We start from the raw sequence: 17,601 nt of genomic DNA, 5'->3' as shown, positions 1-17,601 counted from the left end.
ATGTTACCCCAAGATTTATAATTGTAAACTTCTGAGCAAAGACTGAGGAGGTGATTTAGAATGTTCGAAACAGTACTAAAATGTACCAAATGTGGCAAAGAGTATTCTCTGGCAAGCGGAATTTACAAATGTGAAAAGTGCGGCGCTCCTTTGGATGTTCAGTACGATTACGATTCGATTAGAGATCTTATAGAAGACAACGACTCATGGTTTAGAGAGCCTCCAAGGGTATGGAAGTACTGGATGTTCTATCCGGTTTCAAACCTCAGGAAGATCGTTAGCCTCAACGAAGGAGGTACAAGGCTTTACAGAATGAAAAACCTTGAGAAAAAGCTTGGCTTCGGAAAGCTTTACGTCAAAAATGAGGGAGAAAATCCAACGGGGGCATTCAAGGACAGAGGTTCGAGTGTAGAGATAACGAAGGCTCTTGAATTCCACGCAAAAAAAGTTGTCGTGGCTTCAACAGGGAACATGGCCGCCAGTGTTTCTGCCTACGGGTCTAAGGCGGGGCTTGAAGTAACGATAGTTGTCCCAGAAGGGACTCCAATTGGAAAGCTTGTTCAAGCAGTTGTTTATGGTGCGAAGATAAAAATTCATGGGAGCACCTACGACGAATCCTTAGCAGAGAGCGAAAGGATGGCAAGGGAGGAAGGCTACTACCTTACGGGCAACTATCACTATAGGGTTGAAGGTCAAAAAAGCACAGGGTTTGAAATCTTTGATCAGCTCAGATTTGATTCTCCTGACTGGATTGTAGTGCCCATTGGAGCGGGGACTCATTTAAGGGCCATTTGGAAGGCTGCGAAGGAATTTTACGAGCTAGGTCTTATTGAAAAACTGCCAAAAATTGCCGGAGCTCAGATTGAAGGTTACGATGCAATAGTTAGAGCTTGGAAAGAGAGAAAGCCAATCACGCCCATAAAAGAAAAGAAGCCAACGGTTGCCTCTGCAATAGCGGTTAAAGCTCCAGTAGATGGGGAGAACGTCATAAAGGCGATTGATGAAAGTGAAGGATACCTTGGTGCGGTAACGAACGAAGAAACTATGGAAGCTGGAATGATGCTTGGAAAAGAAGGACTCTTCGTGGAGCCCTCTTCAGCAACAGCCCTCGCCCTCGCTAAAACCATGAGAGAAGAGGGAATAATTGATAAGGACGAAAGCGTTGTTATCGTTGCAACCGGTCATGGCTTGAAGGACATAAAAACCTGGGAAAGTTTTATTAAACTCTAACCCTTTTCTTATTTTTGATGTCCTATGCTCTATGAAGAGAAGCGATTCAGTAAATTCATGCTTCTGGTAACACTCCCGGGCTTCATAGGGCTTTCAGCTGGACTTTGGGCTACGTATGTTGAGGGAGAAGGGTTCGAAATTATGCTGACAATTTTCGTTCCCCTACTTCTTATTCTGATAGACCTCATGGCCTTCAGAATTGAAATTGATGAAAACGAAATACGGCTTCGAGGCACAATTGGCTTTATCGTCAGAAAAACAATAAGGATAGATGAAATTATTAGTTTTGAGGTTAAAATGGGGTGGGTAGATTGTTGGGCCCCAATAAGATTCAATTTTCCAGCCAAAGGTTGCATAGTAATCCACAGAAGGGGATGGGATGTAGCCTTCACAACAGATAACCCAGAGGAAATTGCAATGATCTTAACTACCCTTGGCGTTCCACGAGAAGCTTAGTGCCCTTAACCTCTATTATTTTGACTTTTTCTCCCCTTCTAGCTGTCCCGTTTATGCATTCGGCAATCCAGAGCTCGTTGCCAACTTTTACAATTCCCTTTGGGTTCAGTTCTTCAACGACCACTACCTCCTTTCCAATCAATGCCTCAGGCCCAACCTCTACCCTTTTATCAAAGACCTCCCAGAGGAATTTAACGGCAATAACGTCTTTAAAGATTAGAAACCCTATTACAGCTAAGGCAGGCTTTAAGGGGACTTCTATTCCAGCCCTCGGCAAAATAAAGAACAGAAATAACCCAACGACTATTTCATCGGCCAAAATGCTAATGATTTTGAGGATGTTTTTGACATACCTCTTCATTTTCCTCCCTCATAAGCTTAGATTGGGCAGTCCACCGTATAAGAGTAAGAGGAAGCCCACGAATACGGGCTGATGGAGGAGGTAAACCTTAAGGGTGTTCCGTCCCATAAAGCAAACGAACTCGATAAGAGGATTTCTCGGTGTTTTAATCTTGAATCTCCTTTTTCCGTCGGGATAGATGGGCGCGCCCATAGCAGTTCCCAAAAGGAAGACTCCAAACCACGGAAAGATTGGGAAGTAATCCAAGGTGAAGAAGTTTTGAGGAGTTACCCCTAAGGGAATGAGAAGAAGCGTCTCTGCGTGGATATTATCTACAACTTGCCCTCCTAGGAGGAAGAGAATTGCAAGGAGGATGTTTTTCCAACCCAACCTATAAAAGGGGATTACGAGCAAACTTGCAACTCCCAAGAAGTGCAGAACTCCAAAGTAAATCGTTCCTCTTTCCAGAAGAAGATATGTGGTTAGGGTTATAAGTAAGCCAAGACCGAAAAGTTTTGCGAACCTCAGGAGATACTTTCTTATGCTCTTTTTACTCCTTGCATGGCTTATCCAAAGTGAAAGACCGGAGATTGAAACAAAAAGGGAAGCGGTTGCATAGGCAAAAATCCTCCAGAAAAGCTTGTGCTCAGAATACCCAAGAAAGAACTGCAGGTCTGTGACAAAGTTAGATATTAGCATCATGATTAGCGCTACTCCCCTAACAAAATCAATTTCCCAAAAGCGCTTTGAGTATGCCTCACTGCCAAACATCAAACATCAAGGGATATAAACTTCAAGCCTTATTTAAGTTTGGTGTTCACATGAAGCAGAAGGAGAAGTTGAAGTTTCTGTTCCTCACTCTGGGAGTTTTAATGATAACACAGCCCGGAGCGATAGCTTTTGCTAACTTCGATGCTCCATACGGATTTTACAAGGATTTAGCTGCATGGCTCTCCGCTTATCTTGGAGGGGTCGTGATTTTGGGAATATATGGACTTCTAAAGCGGAGAGAACTTGGATTTAGGTTTCTTTCTCTCTATGGGCTGCATTATGTGGTTTTGTTTGTTCTTACGTACTTTTTGAATCTAATGGTTATTGGAGAGATCAATCCAATCATTTCGATTACGGATTTTTTCTTTTTGACTTTTCTCAGCTTTCAGCTGAGCATAATGCTATCCCTTCCGGCTATATTCTCCCCGCCCTATTACCCCTATGATACACCTTTGCTTGTAGCCCAGCTCGGTCTCTGGATCGCTTCATTTTATATCTTCCTCGGGCTTAAGAAGTTTGAAGAAGAGAGAATTTTGACAGTTTACAGAATTTTTCTGGGTTTAATGCTCTTTTCGACTTTCTTTGGCCTTTTAAAAGTTGCCGAGGTGTTCAAATGAAAGTCATTAAAACCAAGGCGAAGACCATCTACACAAAGAGCAGAATTCCCGGGGTAGACTATGGTGTAAACCAATACGTTGGCTGTCAATTTGCGTGCAAATACTGCTATGCAAAGTTCATCTGCAAGTGGAAGCCCTATGGTGAGTGGGGTACATGGGTGGAGGTAAAGATCAACGCCCCTGAGCTGGCAAGGAAGAGGGTTTATGGAGAGGTTGTCATGTCAACAATCTCTGACCCTTATCAGCCCATAGAACGGGAGCTCAAGCTTACAAGGAGAACCCTCGAGATGATGAACAAAAGGAATAAAATCAGCATCCTAACGAAGTCTCCCTTAGTGGTGAGGGATATTGACCTTTTCAAGCTCTTTAATGAAATCGACGTCGGATTAACGATAAACAGTTTCGAAGGAAAGGAGAAGCAGCTTATAGAGCCTTTTACACCCTCACAGAAGCTCCGAATAGATGCCTTAAAAAACCTCAAAGAGAGGGGTGTGAAAAACTATGCCTTTGTAAGCCCGATTATCCCGGGAATAACCGACGTTGAAGAAATAATCCGAGAAACCAAAGACATTGCTGACTACTACTTCTTTGAGGTGCTCAATTTGAAAGTCGCTGGTCAAAAGTTCCGGGAGCTCTTAATGGAGAACTTTCCCGAAAGCTACGAGATTATGGTTAATGATGAAAAATTCTGGCGGTTCGTTAAGGAGCTTATAGCCTTAATAAAACGCTTGAACATAAGGGCAGAGGGGGTTGAGGTGCACAGAAGAGGTTGGGAGTTAATAGAGGTGAAATAAATGAAGATAGCTCGAATAAACGATCTGTGGTTAGAAATCCCAGACGTTAGATATTCTTTCTTTGACACACCTTACGCTCCCCATAAGCTTGGGACGGCGGTCGATGTATATTTCGATGAGAAAGCCATTTTTCCCTTTGAGGAAGGCAAACTGGTTGAGATAAGAAGGATAAGAACTCCCAGACACATTCCTGTTAGCGATGATTACCTTCTAATCTTTGAGGTCGGGGATGTTTGCTTAAAGGTTCTCCATGTGGAGCCGGAGCTTAAAGTTGGCGAAAAAGTTTCTCTAGGAGATGAAATTGGAAGCTTAAGACTTTCGGGGTTTTTCTCTCCTTGGAGCGACAAGCATGCTCATTTCGAGCTCAGGAGATGTGAAGACCGGTATAGAGCGAGAGGAGGATTAACAATTTTTCCCGAGGTTAAGCCCCTCGTCCCCGTTGTTGGGGGAAGAGAGTTTGAGGTCATTGAAAAAACAAGCTACCTCTGGCTTAAGCCTCTAAAAACCAAAGGCAAAGGCATGACACCTTTTGGGAACATTGAAGGAGGTTTGCCTCACTATCGATACGGGGCGATATTCGATGGAAAAGTAGCGGAGCTCTTCGGAAAAACCTTTAGGCCAGATGAACTCCTTCCCAATGGAGTTGGAATCTTCAAGGCAAATTTTGGAGTTTTTGCCAATGGAATTAAGGTTAAAGGGGTCGGAGTTTACTGCAATGAAGAAAGGGTTAAGCTTATCGGTGGAGATTTTGAAGTTGGGGATGTTGTTGAAATTGAGGTTGTCTAAAATCTGTGTTATGCGCAAAATAGCTTGTACAATGGGTTCAATGAGCTCCTTAGGACTTTAGAAAAAGTTACCGTCGCCATTAATGCGCTGAACTGCTGTTCTCGTTCAGCCCAGCTCTAGATAAAGAGTATCGAGCATCAAGAAAATTGAAACTAAAATATTAATATTATTGAGGAGGAAGTTCTTTTATTTTTTCTTTGGCATTTAATGAAGTTGAGAGAATAGAAAAACTTAAAGCCGGCTTTATTTTTATGTCCCTTGAAGCATGTGTCCCTTTTATTTTGGTTTGCCTTGATGCGGATCAAACACCTCATCACTTGTAGCCGTTGGATAAAAAATACTCTGAGACATACACAAAAAATTTATTTAGTCCAATAGAGCAAAGCACCCATCGCATATCAGCAGAGCCAGGGTGGTAAAATGAAGAAGGTAGGTGTCCTTTTGGTAGCAAGCCTATTAGTATTGGCACCCTTGATGCCACTGGCCTCAGCAGAGCAAGTTCCATTCTCAGAAAAGTACAGTCGTATGGTTGCTTGGGAGTACTTGTACCGCGCATACGCTAAGAAGTATCTCGACCTCAACGCAGCCCTTGCAACCTACAACGTAACCCTCTCACCAGAACTCCAAGAGTTGTTTACAAACGCAACAAAACTCCACGAGGAATCCTTGGCATATGTCGAGAGGGCTGAAAAAGCCTTCTTCATTGGCAAGTACATCTGGTACAGAAAAGCATTCCTCTGCGAGAGGGAAGCAGTAGAACTCTTGCAGGCAATTGTAGAGGAACTCCGAGAAGAGGGCATCATTCTCAAAGAGAACGAAAGTTGAATCTCTCTTTTTATTTCTTCTTTTGCCATGCTGAAAAGAAGCCCTTTTCGGAATGAAAAAATAATGAAAAAGCCCTTAAATTGATGATACCTTCCCCGTTCGTGTACTCGTTGAATAATGCATCATCATACTCCGCAACAAAATCCCTTTCTTGGCTAAGGCACTGGATGAGAATCGTGTACTCAAATCTTTTCTTTGTTGCTAATGTAATCCTTAAAAAATATGCGAATCTGAACTTGAGGAATAGGTGAGAAAAGTTGAAGAGCACTGTTCAGTTAGTGATAACACCAAACCCAACTCCAGTTGAAATTAAAATAAAAACAGAAAGATCAGTAGGGAAGCCCGTAGTGCTTAACCACTATATCGTCTATCCCTAATTTCTCCAGAGCACTCAGCGGAACCTGCATTGAGACCTGCACTATTCCCGGAAGCCTTCCAATCTCGACGGCACCGCTTATTGTCACCCTGTTCTTGACTTCCTCAACGCTCATCCCGAAGAGCTTTGCCGCCCTCTCGAAACCTCTAACTGCGGCTTCGTTTATGGTCGGGCCCGAACCGATTATCTGCACTGGAGCTACCGGCTCGGGTTCGATTCCGAACCTCTTGGCCAAGCTCTGCACCCTTTCCCACTCGTCCTTTCTCCATGGCTTGGCGAGCGGCGGCAGGTCTTCCTCAGGAGGAAGCAGAATCGGGCCGTCGAGGTTTATGTTCTTGACAACTGAAACCTCAAGAACGCTCTCAGCCGATACATCGGTTGTGTGTCCAGCTACCTCTCCGTCCCCCTGCATTCCGTGTGCGTCTCCTGCATAAACTCCTCCGCCTTTGACCTTTACAGGCGCTATTATTATCGCCCCCTCTCTGACTGAGTCAACATCTAGGTGCCCATCCGTCAGCTTGGTCTCGTAGTCCTCTTTTGTTATTCCATATGGATGGGGGGCATTGATTAGGAATGAACCGAAGTCTCCGGCGTTGTGGGAGTCGGGGATGTCCACGGCCGGAACCGTTCCGAGCTGTCCCAGGAAAGGCCTCATCCTTGAAGGTACTCCGACTATGTCTGCCTTGGCAAATATGAGTATTGGGACTTGCTTTGAGTTCTTGGGGAGGGAATGCCACTCCCAAGCGTCTTTGGCTATCATCTCGGCCGTCTCTTTGTTTACTGTGACACCGACTCCGAGGTTGTGGTCAAAGACCATCGTGTATCCGTTTACCATTTTGAAGGGCGCGGCTGGGGAGCCACAGCGTTTGCACCTTATTGCATCTTCACCTATGCCGACCACTTCGAATTCGGGCCACGGCTCGTTACAGACGGGACATTTCTTAGCAACGAAAGGATCGCCGACAAACGCTCCTTCCCTAACGGTGTCAACGCCAGAAGATGCAGCCTTTGAGAGCACCTTTATGCTCTGTATCTTGATTACAATTCCATCCCCGACTTCTGCTCCTTCCACGGCAACGGGGACGTTGACTTCGTGGCCACCTCTTAAAGTCGGAGTTATCATTGGACCCCAGCACCCTGGAGCCGTTAAGAAGACTATTCTTCCCCCGTCTGCAACAGGCCCAAGCATCTTTGAATGGGGCCCAATAATTCCGTTTGTTTGTACATCATTAAAAATCTCATCCTCAACTACCATGGAAATCACCAATTATTACCTGCAAAATGGAAAGATAAAAACATTTTCCATTGTTATAGTGGCTAAATTTAAAAATAGCACTCGACTAACAGCAAAGGTTTATATAGACTTAATTCGATATTTTTATGTGGTGATTTTTATGTATGGCTACATGGGGAAAATATTGAGAATAGATTTGACAAATAAAAAAGCCACAGTGGAATCATTAAAAGAAGAACTCGTCAAAAAATTTATAGGTGGACGCGGGTTTGGAGCAAAGATTCTGTGGGACGAGTTGAAGCCGGGGATTTGTCCTCTAAGTCCTGAAAACAAAATTATTTTCACTGTGGGACCTCTGACTGGTACAAAGGCTCAGTCCGCATCAAGGTGGATGGTTCAGTTCAAGTCCCTACTCACGGGAACGTACTTCAGGAGCGTTGGAGGGGGCTTTTTTGGCGCGGAACTCAAGTTTGCGGGCTACGACGCGGTGATAATCGAGGGAAAGGCCGAGAAGCCTACGTACATCTACATAAACGATGGGGACGTCGAATTTAGGGACGCGCAGAAAATCTGGGGCATGAATACTCTAGCCACGAGGGACTTCCTCAAAGAGGAGACGGATAAAAATGCCCACATGGTCATGATAGGGCCTGCTGGAGAAAATCTAGTGAAGTTATCCGCCATTGTAACAGATGTTGACTTTAGAACTGCCTCTAGAGGCGGTGGCGGTGCTGTAATGGGCTCAAAGAACCTCAAAGCAATTGTGGTCAAGGGGAGCAAAAGGCCGGAGATTTACAATGAAGACGCATTTAACGAGGCCGTTAGGGAGCAGATCGAGTCCTACAAGAACAATCCGGGATTCGAAGGATTCCACGCTCTAGGAACTAACTCCGCTGTGTATCCGTTCTACGCCCTTGGACATTTCCCCACGTATAACTTCAAGCAGAAAGAGCTCGATGGCGCAGAGAGATTTCAGGCGGAAGTGCTGTCTGAGTACGTGGTAAAGCACAGCGGCTGCTGGGGCTGTATGATAAGGTGCGGAAAAGTATTCAAGTTAACCAAAGGGCCATACGCGGGAACGGTTTGGGACTTCCCAGAATACGAGACCCACTGGTCGTTTGGAGGAAACCTGGGCAACATAAACATAGAGTCCATAGTCTATGCCAACATGCTCTGCGACCTCTACGGCCTCGACACGATTTCTACGGGCGTTGCGATAGGCTTTGCGATCGAGCTTTACGAGAAGGGAATAATCGGAAAGAGCGAAACTGACGGCCTTGAGCTGAGATGGGGAGACCCCGACGTTATCCCAGAACTGGTCAAGAGGATAGCCCTGAGGATAGGCATAGGCGACCTACTCGCAGAGGGAACTAGAAAAGCCGCCGAAAAAATTGGTAGGGGTGCCGAGAAGTATGCCATTCATGTTAAGGGCCTTGAATTCCCTGCATACGACCCGAGGTCTGCAAAGGCCCACGGCTTGAACTTTGTCACATCCCCAATAGGTGCAAGTCACTGTATAGGATGGAACAAGTTTGAGATAACCGGCGTTCCCAAGAAAGTAGACCCGTTTTCAGTAGAGAACAAAGGGGAGCTTACAAAGTACGTTCAGGACGAGACTGCGATAGCTGAAACGGCTATCTTCTGCCTGTTCCCGTTCAACTTCGAAATGATGACCATCGATCTCTATGCAAAGATGCTTTATGCTGCAACCGGTATCGAGGAGTTCAAAGACCCGAAGTACTTATGGCTCGTAGGTGAGAGGATATTCAACCTTGAAAGAGCAATCAACGTCAGGGAAGGCATTGACGGCAGGTACGACAGAATGCCGGAAAGGATCGTAAAAGAGCCCGTGTTGAGGGAGCCCTCAAAAGGCCAGGTCTTTGAGGAAGAAGTCCTTCTCAAGGACTACTACAAAGTCAGGGGCTGGGACGAAAACGGTGTCCCAACGAAGGAGAAGCTTAAGGAGCTGGGACTTGAGGAAGTCGCGGAAAAACTCTGATACCTTTCTAATTATTTTTTAGGTGACAATATGAAGGTGTTCGTCAAGCTTATAGCTCAGGCGGCAGAGGGAGTAGATAAGCCAGAATTCTGGGTTTTTCTTGAAGAGAACTCTACGTTAGGTGACCTTTTAAAAAAGCTGGAGCGCGAAAGGGGGATTAAAATAGATGAAAAAAGGAACATCGTCATTCTAATAAACGGTCGCTCAGCGGAATTTCTTGGCGGAACTAAAGCCAGGCTCAAAGACATGGACAAAGTTATAATAATGCCCGTTGCAGCGGGGGGATGACTTCAGCTCACCTTGAACCTTTCGATAGACGTATATACTTTGAATAAGAAACTAGTAGCGGGATGATAACATGAAGCGAGCGGTTATTTTGACATTACTTTTATTGGCTGCACCTCTAGTTAGTGCATGCTACAGCCCAATGGATTCCTTAGCTGTGGAAGTTCATCTAAACAAGCCGGGGATTTCTTACGACCTTACTCCATTGGAAAATGCCAAAAACGTAATTATTGACAATGGGAACATAATCTACCGTTCTCACTACGATGAGAGGGTGGGGGTTATTTTAAAGGAAGTAAACTCTTCTTTGTGGGTTAGAATTCAGATACCCGCGAAGGGCTTTAACTCCTCCTATGCCTACACTTCTTTTAAAACACCCCTGCTGATTTCCAATGAAAGCCTGGAGCGGATTAAAGCTTTGGGCTGGGAAGTGGAAGAGCACACCTTTAGGAAAGGCTCGCTCTTCGTTCAAATAAGCCCGGCGAAGGGGAGCGAGTGCAAAAGCGACTCTGATTGTGCAGCAGGCGGATGCTCCGGAGAAGTGTGTACCACTAGGGAAGCTGCAAAGGAAATAGTCACCCCATGTGTTTACAGGGAGTGGTATAATTGCTTACGGCTAACGAGCTGTGGCTGTTATAATGGGCTCTGCACATGGAAGCCCAATCCAGATTTCGAGAAGTGCTTGAGAGAGCACAGCATTGATCCCTCAAAGGTCATTAAGTTCCCTCTTGCCGAGGTTTACATAGCTGATTATGGAAAAGAGAAGCCGAGTGAAGGCGATATAGCCGAGCTGAAGGCTCTTTTTGAAGAACTTGGCATTTCGTGTTCCTTTGAGGAAATAGAGTTTAAGACACAAACCACGAACGCTCCCGTGGGAGCTGTTGATCCGTATTCCTTTGACTTTAAGGAGGCTTTACAGGTAGAGCTCGGGTGGCTGAGGGAGAACGGAATAATAAAGATAAGTGACGAGGATATTGAAGCAATCGTTGAGGTTGCAGAGAAGGGAAAAGCAGGGCATAATTCTCACATAGGCTGGTATAAGAAAGGTGGAGTTTATATGTGGGTTCCTTACGATGAGAGCGACAATCCAGCTTTGCTCAGGTGCGTTGGCGAACCTTTTGAGCTCAAGCTTCCCGAGGGCAAAGTTGAGCTTCCTCAAAGCACTCCACAAAATGAAGGCATCTGCGGTCCCGGGCTTATCTTAGGCTTGCTGCTGATGGCGAGGATTTTTAGGAAGTGATCTTTGAGCTTTTTTCTTCTTAAAATCCAAGAGTGCTGGCTTTAAAGTATTTTTTAATTTCCATTAAGTACTATAGTGCCTAGGAGAAAAGCTAATATAGTAGAAATTATAACCTACTATTGAGGTGAGTGTAGTATGCCGATCACAAAAGTTACCCGGAACTATCAGATAACCATACCAGCAGAGATTAGAAAAGCCCTTGGGATAAAGGAAGGCGAGCTGCTTGAGGTTGAACTGGAAAACGGAAAAATTGTTATAAAGCGGCTCAAAAAAGAAAGGAAGACGCTTAAACTTAACAAAAAACTAAGCCCTGAGGAAATTGAGAAAGTCATAGAAGAGGGGATGGAGGAATGCATGCAGTGATAGACACAAGCGTTTTAATCTATGATACGTTTAGCGACTCCGAATTTCATGAAAAGGCTAGAAGCCTCTTGGATTCTCTTGATAGGTGGTATGTTCCACCCATAGTGCTCCAAGAGTATGTATGGTTCTTTAAAAATCAGGGATTTTCAGTTAAAGAAGCCAGGATAATGCTCTCTGAGTACACTTCCGATCCGAGGTTTAGGGGACTTGTGGAAGATTATAAGGTAATTCTCCGTGCTCTTGAAGTGCTTGAGAGGGAAAAGCTCGCCCTATCTCGCTTCAACGACGTAGTAATCCTTGTCCACGCAATGGAGAAAAACTACCTCGCGACTTTTGATCAGAGGCTCAGAAGGCTTGCGACAAAGCTAAAGGTGGAAGTTCTTCCGGAGGAAATTTAAATACCAACCTTCAAATTTTTATTGGTTGTTATTCAAAAATTCTCCGAAATTTCACCCTAAATGGCCTTGGGCCAAAGACTTGCTAACAGATTAACAAAGAAGACAAAATAATGAAGGAATGTTAAGGAATTAACATTTTAGATACAGTCAGAGCAGGCTCTCGATTAGTTTGTAATCCTCCTCTGGGATTTCTCTCATTGCTTTGCCCATCAAGTGGCCGCTCCACTTCTTTTTGTTAGTGATGAACTTCAGCTTTGGAATGAGCGGTTTGAAATCAATTTCGCCGAGTTTCACGGGCTTTATTTTGACCCTCAAGGGATAAGTTTCGTTTAAATGCGGTGGGCTTTTGAAAATCCTCTTTGAGTCCTCATAAGGCTCGCTAACAACCTCAAAAATTCCAACGATCTTCGGCTCAAGAATTTGCTTGTCTTTGCGCTCTTGTTTCACGTAGATGAGGAGCTTATCACCGGGCTTAACTTTGGCGATGGTGTTCTTATGCCTCTTCGGCACGCCCCAGATGTTCTTCTCTTTAATAACCTCCCAATTGTCACGATTTGTAATGCAAAGCCAGTATTTCATTGAGTATCACCATTAAGAAGATCCTATTGGAGGGATATTAAGTTTTCTATCCTACGATTGAGGAGTAAAAGAGAAAGAGCACAACGAAAACGCTAACTCTCAGGCACAAATAATATGCCAGCAACAATATGAGGTTTAACCCCTTTGGCACCCAGTTCCTCTTTCTTTGCTTCAAGCTCCTCTTTCCGCAGTGGAATGCCATACTTTTGAATTAGTCGTTCACATGCTGAGATTATCTTCTCGACACTCATATTTGGATTTACCTCTCTAAGTGCCCTTGCAAACAGCTCATGATTTGCATAACCCCATTTAACCAAGTCTATTAGTCTTCCCAGATACTCTTTCTCGGGGTCCTTTTTGCTTTTCCTCATTCTGTTGTATAGCTTTCCAAGTATTCTTTTTACATTTTTGGGATGTTTCATTCTTTTCTTGAAAGTTAGACTGCTCTCCTTGATCACTCTAAGCTCTTCAAAATTCTCCAAGGCTTTTCCTGCAACTTCATAATAAATGCTCATTTCTTTAAACTCGTTGAATGGCTCTGTGTTCTCATTTAATCCTGTAATTCCTAGTAATTCTTCTAAAGAGACATTTTGCTGAACCCATGCATCTCCTTGCTTTTTGTAGATGAAGTACTGAGAGATAATACCATCACTACACACAAAGAAGGCGTAATAGTCTTTCCCTTTATATTTAGCCACACTCCTCATTGAATATCTTTTCGTTAGCTCCTCAAAGCGCTCTTTGTTGTTCTCTTTGAATTCTCTAACAAGCTTTTCAGCCAATGTTGTTACTGAAAGAATATCCGTGGTGGTTTCAAGAGCGTCAATTTGTCCCTTGTAAATAGCCTCAATTGCTGAAGGATTCCATTCTTCACTCTCCTCAAGAATCTTGCCATCTGCACCTAATGTATTGTTGAACTCAGCTATTCTCCTTCTAACTTTTTCAAGCAGGCCCAAGTTTTCCTCAAGGGCTTTTTCGGGGAAGAAATTGTAAACTAATATCTTGTCGTGCTCTGTTCCAATTCTGTCAACCCTACCAATTCTCTGGATCAGCTTTATTGGCGTCCAATGTAGGTCATAGTTAATCACAACATTAGCATCTTGGAGGTTCAAGCCTTCGCTGAGTATATCGGTGGAAATTAAGATATCAATCTCATCCTCTGTTTCATATTCATTAGATCTGGGGGCAAAACGTTTGATTTTGTCCACTATTCCCTTTGTATTTGAACTTACCATCTCAATTTTGTGTTTTTGAGTGTAACCAAGTTTTTCTAACCCCCTGTAAATCCACTGGACGGTCTCTTCGAATTCACTAAAGATTAGAATTTTTCTTTTTTGATACCTCGTTAGATCATCTATCAGTGATGCTAACTTTAACAGTTTTGGGTCTTTCCATGGCTTTGTTTCAAGATCTTCCTTGAGAGGCTTCAGCACTTCCCCCATAGCTTTAAGCTTCTTCAAATCATGCTCCAAATCGGATATCAGCCGTTTTATGTCAAAAGCACCGGCTTTGTATTCTGGCTCCTTCTTTTTCTTGTAATTTTCAATGAACTCCTCTATTTCTTCGTCGCTTAGGACATGTGGTTCTCTACCATTTATTTTGCCCAATAAGACATCATCAAACTCATCGCCAGCAGGGATAAATCCTTGCTTCACAAACCTCAGGAAGTTCTCTGTTTTAATTATATCCCTCTTGAGAGTCTGATACATTGAATACCATGAACTCTCAAGACGTTTCAGGTAGAGTATTCTCTCCAATCCTCTCAAATTCCTTCCGGCAACGGACAGATCAGAGTACGGATTTTTGTCTTTAAATTGTGGCTTAACGTAATCATGAAGGGCAAACCTTGCATACTTCATTGAATTTATGCCCGCCAAGAATAAAGTGTAAATGTCCACCGGCTCGATAGTTGAGCCTTCTGAAATTTCCTCTACAATCTCTTTGGGAACTTTTTCTATTGGATAAACTTCGGATATTTTGTATTCAATAACGGATAACTCTCTCCTTGGGAAACAGAGTTTCTTTCTCCCAACTTTGATGCAGTTGTCTTTTCCTCCATAGAGCTTCAGGATGTCATGTCTGGTCCTTCTTATCATAATTTCTCTAAGAACATATGATGGATCAATTTCACCTTTTTCAACAGCTCTAACCAAATCATCCCAGGTTTGAGGTGTTATTGGGAAGGGGTGCCTTCTTTCAGGCCTAAAGAGACGAATTTGGTTGATAATATCACGATACTGCTTTCTGTATGGAGTCGCCGTGAGCAGGATAACTCTCTTTCCAACCAGAAGTTCCTGGAGGTTTTTGTAAGATTTTGTTAGGGGATTTGCATAGTGATGGGACTCATCAACCAAAACAGTATTTACTTGATTTTTAATGTAGTCCTCCATTTCAGCATACTTTTCTGGGGACGTTTCTTTTCTTGGCAACAGTCCCGAAGAGAACACCTTCCCCTCTATGTTGTAGTTCCTGAGTAGTTCCTCCCAGTATCTAACAAGTTCTGGCGGAGCAATTACAGCAACTCTGTTTGACCTGCCATTAAGTAAATCCAGAAGTGAGAAATGCTCCAAGATTGCCAGACCAATGTAGCTTTTCCCCAAACCAACGACATCACTTATTAAAACGCCGCCATACTTGTTCACTATTGAGATAGCCCTTTTGACGGCATCCAATTGAAAATCATAGAGAACATCATAGAGGCTCCTGACCAAAAAACCAGTATCTTTTTCAACAATGTCTTTGTAAAGTTCGTATAGACCCCGAATTAGAACCTCATAGGGGGATGGAAAGCTTCCGGGCTTTTGCCCAGACCAGCTTCTTTTAATGACCTCAACCAGCTTTGGATTGAATGGTTCCGCTTCCTCCCACAGCCATTCGTACCATTCCCTCAAGCTCTCAAAGTGTGTCGCAAATAAGCCAGCATTCAACTCTGTGTTGCCATAAAATCCAGCAAGTGTGAAGTTGCTCGAACCAACGAGACCTATTGGAGCGATAGACTCACTCTTTGGATAGAATAGGTAGGCCTTAGCGTGCATGAACTCCTTAATGTACACTTTAATTTCAATATTTCCATTGTCTAACCAGCTGACAAGTTTATTTAAAAACTTCTCATTTTCTTCAGTCTGCTCCATAAAGTTTGTATTCTTTTCTAAATCCTCAACTTGTTCGTCAAGGTTAGATTTATTTCTCTGGTTCTTTTCCTTGAGTTTCCTTAATGCTTCAAGGGAGTGATAAGCCATGCTGAGCTGCTCATATGTTTCTCTGTCTGTTTGGTTTCCAATTACTATTCTCATCTTCCCTCCTTGGGAGAAAAATTCATCAAGCTCCTGCTGAATCTCCTTTAATCCGCTTATAAAGAGAAAGCCGACTGCAGCATCTATCCCTTTGTAGTGCCCGGATGTTAGAACTTCCTTCAAAACATCAAGAAGTTTAACCCTTTGATTGTCAACAAGACCATATTTATTTAGGAGACTGATCGCAGACATAGGAATCACCTTCCATCATTACATCTGAAATAAAAACCTAATAACATTTTCTTCAAAAGTTAGAGAGTGTTTTGTGAGTTTGCTTTGGATAACAACCACCAAATTTTCATGGATTGTTATTCAAAATTTCCCTGACAATGCCAATCACCTCATCCCAGACGCTCTCAAAATCAACTCTCTTCCAAAGTGTGACCCCTACTATTGACTCCCAAGAACGCCTATAGAATTCCTTTTTATTTTCAAATGTCATTAAATCTGGTTTAACTCCCTTGACATCGAACTTTAGCGGAACTAGTTCAGTTACTTTATCTTTATCCAGGTTCTTAGAGTACCATAATCTCCATACATCATACAAATCTCTTGGACGAACTCGTTCAAAAAGAGTTCTAACTTTTTCGGCAAAAATTTCCTCAAGAGAATATGCGCTAATTTGAACTTGAGCTAACTTCAGGGCATCAGAATATTCATGAAAAATGCCCTTTACTTTAAGCTCATCAAGGACTGGTTCAAACGCTTTTAAAGTAATATCGGCCCTAATTCTTGGCTTGCTAACTTTTCTACCTTTCCTTAGAAGTAAATAAGGGATGCTCACTTCATAACCGATAAGTTTTCCTTTAATACGTTCTCTTCTTGCGATTCTCTCCTTAATTTTAATTTCCTCTGGAAAGAACTCAATTTCTGAATTCGTAGAAGCATATTCAACGGCTTTTATTATTGATTCTTCGAGTTTTTCGATACTCATGGCATCAAGGAGATTGAAATCCAGATCCTCCGAGAAACGATAATCTTTTATATAAGCCTTCTTTATGCACGTTCCACCCTTGAAGGCAAGCACCTTCCATAATCCGGCCCTCCAGATACCATAGAGCAGCCAGCTGATGACATAATCTTTCTCGATAATGTCGGGATTCATGTTTAATTCCCTTGCTTTTGATTTAATTTCTTCGGCAATCATTCCAGCTCCTCCAGATAATTTTCGGGAATATTAATTATCAATCCCCAACGGGGGTTTATTTCCCCCGCTTTTGGCATCGTTGGATCAAGGAGGGGATAGCTTCTCAAATATCTCCTCTCAATTTTCACCTCAACACCAAGTCCAAGCTTTTCGCATAGAAAGCCAAGCCTCTTTAAAATGGTCACGTTTTCCATTTTTTTGGCATAGTCCAGCATCCTATCAAAATCAAAGCTCCCGTTTTTTAGGGCTTTTGCAACCTCAATAATTCCACCGCAGTATTTGGGCTTATCGAGACAGTCCACTATCGTTTTTTCCGGGTCAGTTATTTTAATAATTTTCTCGCTGATTTTCACCTCGTTGAAGCCAAAGAACTTGTGAGTCTTTACAGAGACAATTTTAATATTTGGGAACTTTGAGATACCTGTTCTTCGCGGGGTTTGAATGAAAATCGTGCTTGGAATTTGTTCTGTAAGGCCGTAATAGTTCAGGGCACTCCAATAGGCTATTGCACCCGGCTTTACTAAGAGAGATGCTAGGAGAAATGCATCCGGTGAAATGCTTACGTTCGGGTTTGGCTTGATCAGATACTTTCCTCTTCCTATTCTTTCCAAAAAGCCGAGCTCAACGAGCCGTCTGAGATGATAATAAAGAGCACTTTCCTTTAATCCAAGCCTTCTTTTTGCTTCGTCGGTTGTAAAGACCTCCCCTAGCTCCATGAGCTTGCTTAAAACCTCAATGCTTTTGCTCATATTTTTCATTTTTACTTCAAAGATATTTAAAGTTTTCGTGAAGTTTGTGAGCAACTCTGGATAAATGTATTAGGAGAACGCTGTTCTGAACAGGGGGAACACCCACTCACTGGTAATGG

At 43.2% G+C, this 17,601-nt stretch carries 18 protein-coding genes; 11 read left to right on the top strand and 7 right to left on the bottom strand.

Annotated features, from left to right (window positions below; translation table 11 throughout):
* The first annotated feature begins 60 nt into the window (after positions 1-60).
* Positions 61-1,230 (top strand): threonine synthase, encoded by a 1,170-nt coding sequence (thrC, locus tag NF865_RS05390; RefSeq protein ID WP_253303776.1) that lies wholly within the window; start codon positions 61-63, stop codon positions 1,228-1,230.
* A 24-nt stretch (positions 1,231-1,254) separates the two neighbouring features.
* Positions 1,255-1,686, top strand: coding sequence for a hypothetical protein (locus NF865_RS05385; RefSeq protein WP_253303775.1), 432 nt, complete (start codon positions 1,255-1,257; stop codon positions 1,684-1,686).
* On the opposite strand, the gene NF865_RS05380 is transcribed toward NF865_RS05385, so the two are convergent.
* Positions 1,658-2,047 carry an NfeD family protein gene (locus tag NF865_RS05380; protein ID WP_253303774.1) on the bottom strand — a complete coding sequence of 130 codons (390 nt, stop codon included), beginning with the start codon at positions 2,045-2,047 and terminating at the stop codon, positions 1,658-1,660. The genes NF865_RS05385 and NF865_RS05380 overlap by 29 nt on opposite strands.
* A 9-nt stretch (positions 2,048-2,056) precedes the next feature.
* On the bottom strand, positions 2,057-2,797 hold the full coding sequence (locus NF865_RS05375) for a heparan-alpha-glucosaminide N-acetyltransferase (RefSeq protein WP_253303773.1): 741 nt from the start codon (positions 2,795-2,797) through the stop codon (positions 2,057-2,059).
* A 50-nt stretch (positions 2,798-2,847) separates the two neighbouring features.
* Between NF865_RS05375 and NF865_RS05370 the strand changes: the two genes are divergently transcribed.
* The 4 genes from NF865_RS05370 to NF865_RS05355 all read left to right on the top strand — a co-directional run bounded on the left by NF865_RS05370 (position 2,848) and on the right by NF865_RS05355 (position 5,819).
* Complete coding sequence (locus NF865_RS05370; protein WP_253303772.1) at positions 2,848-3,414, top strand: hypothetical protein; 567 nt, start codon at positions 2,848-2,850, stop codon at positions 3,412-3,414.
* On the top strand, positions 3,411-4,208 hold the full coding sequence (locus NF865_RS05365) for an SPL family radical SAM protein (protein WP_253303771.1): 798 nt from the start codon (positions 3,411-3,413) through the stop codon (positions 4,206-4,208). Before NF865_RS05370 ends, NF865_RS05365 begins: the two co-directional genes overlap by 4 nt.
* The gene (locus NF865_RS05360; RefSeq protein WP_253303770.1) at positions 4,209-4,994 is read left to right on the top strand and encodes a DUF8155 domain-containing protein; all 786 of its coding nucleotides are present in this window, start codon (positions 4,209-4,211) and stop codon (positions 4,992-4,994) included.
* A 420-nt stretch (positions 4,995-5,414) separates the two neighbouring features.
* Entirely contained in the window at positions 5,415-5,819 is a 405-nt protein-coding gene (locus tag NF865_RS05355) for a hypothetical protein (RefSeq protein WP_253303769.1), read from the top strand.
* Positions 5,820-6,148: 329 nt separating this feature from the next.
* On the opposite strand, the gene NF865_RS05350 is transcribed toward NF865_RS05355, so the two are convergent.
* Positions 6,149-7,450, bottom strand: coding sequence for an acetamidase/formamidase family protein (locus NF865_RS05350; protein ID WP_253305565.1), 1,302 nt, complete (start codon positions 7,448-7,450; stop codon positions 6,149-6,151).
* A 127-nt stretch (positions 7,451-7,577) separates the two neighbouring features.
* Here NF865_RS05350 and NF865_RS05345 point away from each other — a divergent pair, with 127 nt between their 5' ends.
* From NF865_RS05345 to NF865_RS05325, 5 genes are all read left to right on the top strand, one after another.
* Positions 7,578-9,428, top strand: a complete 1,851-nt coding sequence (locus NF865_RS05345; protein ID WP_253303768.1) for an aldehyde ferredoxin oxidoreductase family protein — start codon at positions 7,578-7,580, stop codon at positions 9,426-9,428.
* Positions 9,429-9,458: 30 nt separating this feature from the next.
* A complete protein-coding gene (locus NF865_RS05340; protein ID WP_253303767.1) occupies positions 9,459-9,716 on the top strand; it encodes a MoaD/ThiS family protein in 258 nt (85 codons plus the stop codon).
* 70 nt (positions 9,717-9,786) lie between these two features.
* Entirely contained in the window at positions 9,787-10,953 is a 1,167-nt protein-coding gene (locus NF865_RS05335; protein WP_253303766.1) for a CGP-CTERM-anchored Cys-rich protein, read from the top strand.
* Between the two features lie 135 nt (positions 10,954-11,088).
* Positions 11,089-11,316, top strand: coding sequence for an AbrB/MazE/SpoVT family DNA-binding domain-containing protein (locus tag NF865_RS05330; protein ID WP_253303765.1), 228 nt, complete (start codon positions 11,089-11,091; stop codon positions 11,314-11,316).
* A complete protein-coding gene (locus NF865_RS05325) occupies positions 11,304-11,714 on the top strand; it encodes a PIN domain-containing protein (protein WP_253303764.1) in 411 nt (136 codons plus the stop codon). Before NF865_RS05330 ends, NF865_RS05325 begins: the two co-directional genes overlap by 13 nt.
* A gap of 147 nt (positions 11,715-11,861) precedes the next feature.
* Here the strand turns inward: NF865_RS05325 and NF865_RS05320 are convergent, their stop codons facing one another.
* From NF865_RS05320 to NF865_RS05305, 4 genes are all read right to left on the bottom strand, one after another.
* The gene (locus tag NF865_RS05320; RefSeq protein ID WP_253305518.1) at positions 11,862-12,293 is read right to left on the bottom strand and encodes an EVE domain-containing protein; all 432 of its coding nucleotides are present in this window, start codon (positions 12,291-12,293) and stop codon (positions 11,862-11,864) included.
* A 92-nt stretch (positions 12,294-12,385) separates the two neighbouring features.
* Positions 12,386-15,778, bottom strand: a complete 3,393-nt coding sequence (locus tag NF865_RS05315; RefSeq protein WP_253305517.1) for a helicase-related protein — start codon at positions 15,776-15,778, stop codon at positions 12,386-12,388.
* Between the two features lie 106 nt (positions 15,779-15,884).
* Positions 15,885-16,733 carry a nucleotidyl transferase AbiEii/AbiGii toxin family protein gene (locus NF865_RS05310; RefSeq protein WP_253305516.1) on the bottom strand — a complete coding sequence of 283 codons (849 nt, stop codon included), beginning with the start codon at positions 16,731-16,733 and terminating at the stop codon, positions 15,885-15,887.
* A complete protein-coding gene (locus tag NF865_RS05305) occupies positions 16,730-17,482 on the bottom strand; it encodes a type IV toxin-antitoxin system AbiEi family antitoxin domain-containing protein (protein ID WP_253305515.1) in 753 nt (250 codons plus the stop codon). Before NF865_RS05305 ends, NF865_RS05310 begins: the two co-directional genes overlap by 4 nt.
* Positions 17,483-17,601: the final 119 nt, after the last annotated feature.

The sequence above is a fragment of the Thermococcus aggregans genome (assembly GCF_024022995.1).
Lineage (GTDB): Archaea > Methanobacteriota_B > Thermococci > Thermococcales > Thermococcaceae > Thermococcus_A > Thermococcus_A aggregans.
Note: the sequence above shows the minus strand (reverse complement) of the source record. Positions and strands in the feature narration are given on the sequence as shown.